5 protein-coding genes are annotated in these 6,977 nt (G+C 72.6%); 3 read left to right on the top strand and 2 right to left on the bottom strand.

What is annotated here, in order from left to right:
* Positions 1–50: 50 nt before the first annotated feature.
* Both ACFVZW_RS07470 and ACFVZW_RS07465 read right to left on the bottom strand, forming a co-directional pair.
* Positions 51–1,847 carry an ABC transporter ATP-binding protein gene (locus ACFVZW_RS07470; protein ID WP_384518071.1) on the bottom strand — a complete coding sequence of 599 codons (1,797 nt, stop codon included), beginning with the start codon at positions 1,845–1,847 and terminating at the stop codon, positions 51–53.
* Between the two features lie 101 nt (positions 1,848–1,948).
* Positions 1,949–3,637 carry an ABC transporter ATP-binding protein gene (locus tag ACFVZW_RS07465; protein WP_384518068.1) on the bottom strand — a complete coding sequence of 563 codons (1,689 nt, stop codon included), beginning with the start codon at positions 3,635–3,637 and terminating at the stop codon, positions 1,949–1,951.
* 280 nt (positions 3,638–3,917) lie between these two features.
* On the opposite strand from ACFVZW_RS07465, the gene ACFVZW_RS07460 reads away from it, so the two are divergent.
* From ACFVZW_RS07460 to ACFVZW_RS07450, 3 genes are read left to right on the top strand one after another with little or no spacing between them, the layout of a single operon-like run.
* Positions 3,918–4,985: a FecCD family ABC transporter permease gene (locus tag ACFVZW_RS07460; protein WP_384518065.1), complete on the top strand. Its 1,068-nt coding sequence runs from the start codon at positions 3,918–3,920 to the stop codon at positions 4,983–4,985.
* On the top strand, positions 4,982–6,085 hold the full coding sequence (locus ACFVZW_RS07455) for a FecCD family ABC transporter permease (RefSeq protein WP_384518062.1): 1,104 nt from the start codon (positions 4,982–4,984) through the stop codon (positions 6,083–6,085). The genes ACFVZW_RS07460 and ACFVZW_RS07455 overlap by 4 nt, the downstream gene beginning before the upstream one ends.
* Entirely contained in the window at positions 6,082–6,969 is an 888-nt protein-coding gene (locus ACFVZW_RS07450; RefSeq protein WP_384518059.1) for an ABC transporter ATP-binding protein, read from the top strand. Before ACFVZW_RS07455 ends, ACFVZW_RS07450 begins: the two co-directional genes overlap by 4 nt.
* The last annotated feature ends 8 nt before the right edge of the window (positions 6,970–6,977 follow it).

Here is a 6,977-nt window from a genome sequence, read left to right as displayed (position 1 = left end):
CTTCCCCGCGGGCGGCTTCGTTCCCTGACGGCGCTCCGCGCGCCCCGCCTTCACCCCGTGGCGGCGCCCTGCTCCGCCGACTCCTGCCGGCTGTTCGACCAGGCGGCCCAGAGCGAGGCGTAGCGGCCGCCGGCCGCCACCAGCTCCTCGTGGGTGCCGGTCTCCACCACCTGGCCGTCGTCCAGGACGACCACGCGGTCAGCGGTGGCCGCCTGGGGGAGCCGGTGGGCCACCACCAGGCCCGTACGGCCCTCCAGCGCCCGCAGCGCGGCGGTCTCCAGGACCCGGGCGCCCGCGCTGCCCGCGTCGGCGGTGGCCTCGTCGAGGATGGCGATCGGCGGGTCGGCGAGCACGAGTCGCGCCAGGGCCAGATGCTGTGCCTGGCTCACCGTGAGCTGGTGCCCGCCCTCGCCCACGACGGTCGCGAGGCCGTCGGGGAGCGCCTCGGCCCACTCCAGGGCGCCGACCCGGTCCAGCGCCGACCGCAGATCGTCGTCGGTGGCGTCCGGCCGCGCCAGCCGCAGGTCCTCGGCGAGGGGGCCGGCGAACACGTGCACCTCCTGGCTGATCAGGGTCACCGCACGCCGTACGCCCTCGGGACCCAGCTCCCGCGTCTCCACCCCGCCCAGCGAGATCGACCCGCCGTCCGGCTCGTGGACACCGGCCACGAGCTTGGCCAGGGTGGTCTTGCCCGCCCCGCTCGCGCCCACGAGCGCGACGCGTTCGCCGCTGCGCACCTCGAGGTCGACGTCGCGGAGCACCACGTGTCCGGGGACGTAGGAGTGGCTGAGGGCGCTGACCTTGACCGAGCCGTCGACCGGTGTGCCGGGCCGCTGCGGCGCGCTCTCCGCGGGGAGGTTCGACACCCCGACGAGGCGGGCGAAGCTGGCGCCCGCGGACTGCGCGTCGTCGAGGAGGAACAGCGCGGCGTTGACCGGGTTGAAGAGGCTGTGGAAGTACAGCGCGGCGGCCGTCGCCGTACCGATGCTCACCGAGCGGTTGTCCACGAGCACGAATCCGGTGCCCAGGACCGCCGCCAGTCCGATGAACTCCGCGAGGTTCAGCCGCGAGAAGAACCCGGTGACGATGTGGATGCCGCGCAGCGCGAGGTCGCGCGCGGCCCGCGACCGCTCGTCGAGAAGGCCGGTGTGGCTGTCGCTCAGCCGGAAGGCGCGTACGGTCCGCACCCCGCCGACGCTGTCGAGCAGCTGGTGCTGCAACGCGCCGGTGGCGACGCGGTGTTCGGCGTACACGGGGGCGGCGCGGCGCAGATACCAGCGGACGGAGAGCACATGCACCGGCATGGCGAGCAGCGCGGCCGGCAGGAACCTCCAGTCGAGCACGGCGAGACCGACGAGGGTGAGGACGATGGTGAGGGCGGAGCGGGAGAACTCCGGCAGCGCCTGGCGCACCGACTTCGCGATCACGGTGACGTCGCTGGTGACCCGGGAGACCAGGTCGCCCGAGCCGGCGGCCTCGACGCGTTCGAGCGGGAGCCGCAGCGCCCGTTCGATGAACCGCTCCCGCAGCGTCGCGAGCACGGTCTCGCCGAGGCGGGCCACGAGCGCGCTGCCGAGCGCGGTGGCCGCGCCGCGCGTCAGCGCGACGACGATCAGCAGGACCAGCGGGACCGTCAGCGCCTGCGCCCCGCGCTTCTCCACGACCAGGTCGACGATGTGCCCGAGGAGGGGGGCCGTCAGCAGACCGATGCCGGTTCCCGCGACGAGGACGGTGAACGCGACCACCGCGAGGACGCCGTGGCCGCGCAGCATCGTGCGCAGCGCGGCGAGGCTCTCGGCACCGGTTGCGGTGGGCAGGAGTGCGCGCTCGGTGCCGGTTGCGGCCATGGCCTCTTCCGCCTCTGTCTCTCTCGCGGGTGATTCGTCCTGTCGTCGCGCGGTGGTGCCGGGCCCGGTCGTCGTGTCGCCGGCCGTGGCGTGTCCGGACGTCATGCCAGGACCACCGCCCGGTACGCCGCGTCGGCGGCGGCGAGTTCGGCGTGCCGGCCCTCGGCCGTCACGGCGCCGTCGTCGAGGACCACCACGCGGTCGGCGACGGCGAGGAGCGCCGGGCTCGTGGTGACCAGGACCGTGGTGCGGCCCTTCCGGGCGTCGCGCAGACGGGAGGCGATGCGGGACTCGGTCACGGTGTCCACCGCGGTGGTCGGGTCGTGCAGGACCAGAACGCGCCGGTCGGCGGCGAGGGCCCGGGCGAGCGCCACGCGCTGGCGCTGTCCGCCGGAGAGGGAGCGACCGCGCTCGGCGAGCACCGTGTCCTCGCCCTCGGGCAGCAGCCGTGCGACCTCGTCGGCAGCCGAGGCCCGGAGGGCCTCCTCGACCGCGGTCGTCCCGGATCCGGCGCGTACGTTGTCCAGGAGGGTGCTCTCGAACAGGTCGGCGTCGTGGTGGGCGACCAGGATGTGACGGCGCAGGGCGTCGGGGTCGAGGTCGGTCAGCGGGACGCCGTCGAGTGCGACGACTCCGTCGGCGGGGTCCGTCTCCCGGGACAGACAGCGCAGCAGGTCGCCTGCTGCGGCCGGGTCCCGGGTGACGATGCCGGTCACGCTGCCGGGGTGGATGTCCAGGTCCAACGAGCGCAGGGTGCCCAGCGAGACGCCCCGCAGGGTGAGCAGCCCCGCCGCTTCGGCCGGAGTGTCCTGTCCGCCCTCGACAGCGGCGGGCGAGGCCAGGACCTCGGCGATCCGGCGGGCGGACGCGCGGCCCTGGGCGAACTCGGCGTTGACGTAGGTCAGAAGCTGGAAGGGACCCAGCAGGAACTGGGCGAGCCCGACCGCGGCCACCAGCTCGCCGACGCTGATGGAGCCCCGCATCGCGAGGTACGCGCCCACCAGTCCGATGAGCGCGATGAAGACGCCGGTCAGGGCGAGAACGGCGCCTTCGTGGCCGGCTCGGCTCCGGGCCGCCCGCAGAGCGGCGGCGAGTGAGTCCTGGCTGGTCTGGCGATAGCGGTCCACGGCGGCGGATTCGGCGCCCATGCCCTTGAGCACGCGCAGGCCGGTGACCAGGTCGGCGGCGACTCCGGAGGCGTGGGCCGCGCGCTCCTGCTCCGCCTCGCTGCGTCGTTCCAGCGGCCGGCTGATGCGGTGGCCGAGCCAGAGCAGGGGCGGGATGCCGAGCAGGACGAGCAGGCCGAGGGGTACGGAGATCCGGATGAGCGCGATCGCGCTGACCGCGAGGGCGGCGAGGGCGGCGAGCCCGTAGGCGATCACGGTCGCCACCGATCCCACGCGGCGGGCGTCGTTGGTGGCGATGCTGGTGAGTGCACCGGGCAGCCGGTTGGCGTCGGCGCCGCCCCGCGGGTCGAGCACCCGTGTGGTGAGTCGGAGCCGAAGCCGGTGCGCGGCGTGCTCGCCGGCGCCCTCGGTGATCCGGGCGCTGGTGCGGTAGCACGTGGACAGGACGAGGAAGAGTCCCGCGAGGACCAGGAGCCAACGCAGCAGGATGCCGGAGGATCCGGTCGCCACCGCCGTGTCGATGATGACGCCGATGACGACGGGGACGAGTGCCTCGCACACCTGGTGGGTCATGCCCAGCAGGGAGGCCGCGACGACCCGGCGGCGTTCCCCTCTGATCGCCTCGCGGAGGACGTGTCCTCCCGTCGGCCCTTCGGCTGACATACGGCTCTCCTCTGTGAACATGGGGAATAGTTAGGTAAGGCTATACTAAGTAGATCCTTTGGGGGAGGGCCCCGGGCCCCATTGTCGGCCCCCGGCCAGACGGTCAAGGCGGCGACGGCGGTGGACAGTTGCATCGGCGTCGTCGCCGGGTGCGCACGTTGACCGACCTGCCGCATTCACTTAGCCTTACCTAAGTTCCGTCGATCTGTCGTCGGTACGTCCTCGTCGGTACGGCCCATGCCGTGCGGTACACCCGAGTTGACACCAGGGGGAGTCGTCGTTGTCGGTGGAAGCCCGGGCGGTGTCCGGAGAGCAGGCGGCCCCTGCGGCCCTCCCTCGAACGGGCAGAGGCGCGACCGCCCTCCGGGGCGCGGGGCTCCTCGTGCTGTCGGGTGCCCTCGTCCTGGTCGCGCTGCTCAGTGTCTGGGTGGGCACCAGAGGCATCCCCTTCACCGCGACATGGAGCGTGCTGTGGAATCCGGACGGTTCGGAGACCTCCGTCATCATCCATGACTACCGCATCCCCAGAACCGTCCTCGGACTGCTCGTCGGCATGGCACTCGGCCTGTCGGGTGCGCTGATGCAGGCCCTGACACGCAATCCGCTCGCCGACCCCGGAATGCTCGGCATCAGCCTGGGCGCCTCCGCCGGCGTCGTCGTGGCCATCGCGTTCCTCGGCGTCGGATCCGTCCTGGGGTACGTCTGGTTCGCCTTCCTCGGCACGGCCGTGGCGTCGGTCGCGGTGTACCTGCTGGGCTCCTCGGGGCGGAAACTGGCCACACCCGAACGCCTGGTCGTCGCGGGCGCGGCGGTGACCGCGGTGCTCTACGCCTTCAACTGGGCGGTCCTGCTGCTCAACCCGCGCGCCTTCGACCAGTTCCGCTTCTGGACGGTGGGATCCCTCTCGGGCCGGTACTTCGACGTCGTGTACGTCATCCTGCCGTTCGTCGTCGTGGGGCTGCTGATCGCCCTCGTCCTCGCCCCGGCCCTCAACGCCCTCGCGATGGGCGACCAGGTCGGCCGCGCCCTGGGACTGAACATCGGCCGTACCCGTGCGCTCGGCGCCGTCGCGGTCATGCTGCTGTGCGGCGCCGCCACCGCCGCGGCGGGGCCGATCGGCTTCGTCGGGCTCGCGGTCCCGCACGTCGCCCGCTTCGTCGTCGGCCCGGACCAGCGCTGGGTGCTCACGTACTCGATGCTGCTCGCGCCGGTCATGCTGATCGGCGCGGACGTCCTCGGCCGCGTGCTCGGAGCGCCCGGCGAACTCCAGGTCGGCATCATCACCGCGTTTCTCGGTGCGCCGCTGTTCATCGCGCTGTGCCGCCGCCGGAAGCTGGTGATGCTGTGAGCCCCGCACATCCCGTACGGGAGACCGAAACCGCCGCCAAGGGCAGGCGCGACGCGCGCGTCGTCAGCGGGCTGGTCCTGCGCACCCGGAAGGGCGGGCTGTCCCTCCGCGTCCAAGGGCGGACGTCGGCCGTCACGGCGATCGTGCTCGCCCTGCTCCTGGTCGTCATGGCCGTCACACTGACCAGCGGCGACTACGAACTGGGCGTGGGCGAAGTCCTCCAGGCCGTGGTCGGCAACGGCTCCGGCGGCGCGGACTTCATCGTCAACACCCTGCGGATGCCACGCCTGCTGACCGCGGTGTGCGTCGGCGCGGCCCTCGCCGTCAGCGGGGCGATCCTGCAGAGCCTCACCGGAAACGCCCTGGGCAGCCCGGACATCATCGGCTTCACCAACGGCTCGGCCGTCGGGGCGCTCGTGGTCATCATCGTGCTGCACGGCAGCATGACCCAGATCGCCGTCGGCGCGCTGATCGGCGGACTCGCCACCGCCGTCGTCATGTACCTCCTCATGCTGGGCAGAGGACTGCAGGGCTTCCGGCTGGTGGTCGTCGGCATCGGCGTCAGCGCCCTGCTGCTCGCCGTCAACTCGTACCTGATCACCCGGGCGACCTGGCAGGAGGCCCTGGAGGCCCAGGCCTGGCTGATCGGCAGCCTGAGCAACCGTGGCTGGCCGCATGCCAACGCCATCCTCGTCGCCGTCGCCGTACTGCTCCCGCTCGCCCTCGCCCTCTCACGCCGCCTCTCCATGGTGGAGATGGGCGACACCACGGCCATGGCCCTCGGTGTCGGCGTGGCCCGCACCCGCACGGCATTGCTGGTCATCAGCGTCGCTCTCGCCGCCTTCGCCACCGCCGTGACCGGCCCCATCTGGTTCATCGCCCTCGCGGCGCCCCAACTCGCCCGAAAGCTGACCCGTGCGTCCGGCCCCGCGCTGCTGCCCTCCGCGCTCATGGGCGCCCTGCTGCTGACCGCGAGCGATCTCCTCGCGCAGCGCCTCTTCGCTCCCGCACTCCTCCCGGTCGGTACCGCGACCGGCATCGTCGGCGGGCTGTACCTCATCTGGCTGTTGGTCACCGAGTCCCGAAAGAGCCGCGTATGACGCGCACGACGCACCCCGACAGCACCACCGGCACGCCCGGGGCGGGGCCTCGGACCCCTCGCCTACGGGCCGAGGACCTGACGCTCTCCTACGACCAGCGCGTCGTGGCCACCGGGCTCGGCGTCGACATCCCGGACCGCTCCTTCACCGTGATCATCGGTCCGAACGCATGCGGCAAGTCGACCCTGCTCACTGCGCTCGCCCGGATGCTCAAGCCCCGAGCCGGGCAGGTCTACCTCGACGGCGCCGCCATCGCGTCGTACCGCTCCCGCGAAGTCGCCCGCAGACTCGGACTGCTCCCGCAGTCCTCGACCGCCCCCGGCGGGATCACGGTCGGCGACCTCGTGGCCCGCGGCCGCTACCCCCACCAGCGGATGCTGAAGCAGTGGTCCGCCGAGGACGAGGCGGCCGTGGTCGAGGCGATGCGGCAGACCGGCGTCCTCGACCTCGCCGACCGGCCCGTCGACGACCTCTCCGGCGGTCAGCGCCAGCGGGTCTGGCTGTCGATGGTGCTCGCCCAGCAGACGTCCATCCTGCTCCTGGACGAACCGACGACCTTCCTGGACATCGCCCACCAGGTCGAAGTCCTCGACCTGTGCGCGGAGTTGCACGCGCGCAAGGGTCACACCATCGTCGCGGTCCTGCACGACCTGAACCAGGCCTGTCGTTACGCCACCCACCTCATCGTCATGAAACCCGGCGGCACCGTCGCCGCCGAGGGCCACCCGGCGAGCGTCATGACCGCCGAGCTCGTCCAGGACGTCTTCGGGCTCCCGTGCCGGATCATCGAGGATCCGGAGACGGGGACGCCGCTGATGGTGCCGGCAGCGCCGAGGCGGTACGAGCCGGTCGCCGACGCGATGACGGCTGCCGAATCCTCCTAACCCAGGGA

Source organism: Streptomyces sp. NPDC059567 (assembly GCF_042735655.1).
Classification (GTDB): Bacteria; Actinomycetota; Actinomycetes; order Streptomycetales; family Streptomycetaceae; genus Streptomyces.
This window is presented reverse-complemented; position numbering and strand designations above follow the sequence as displayed.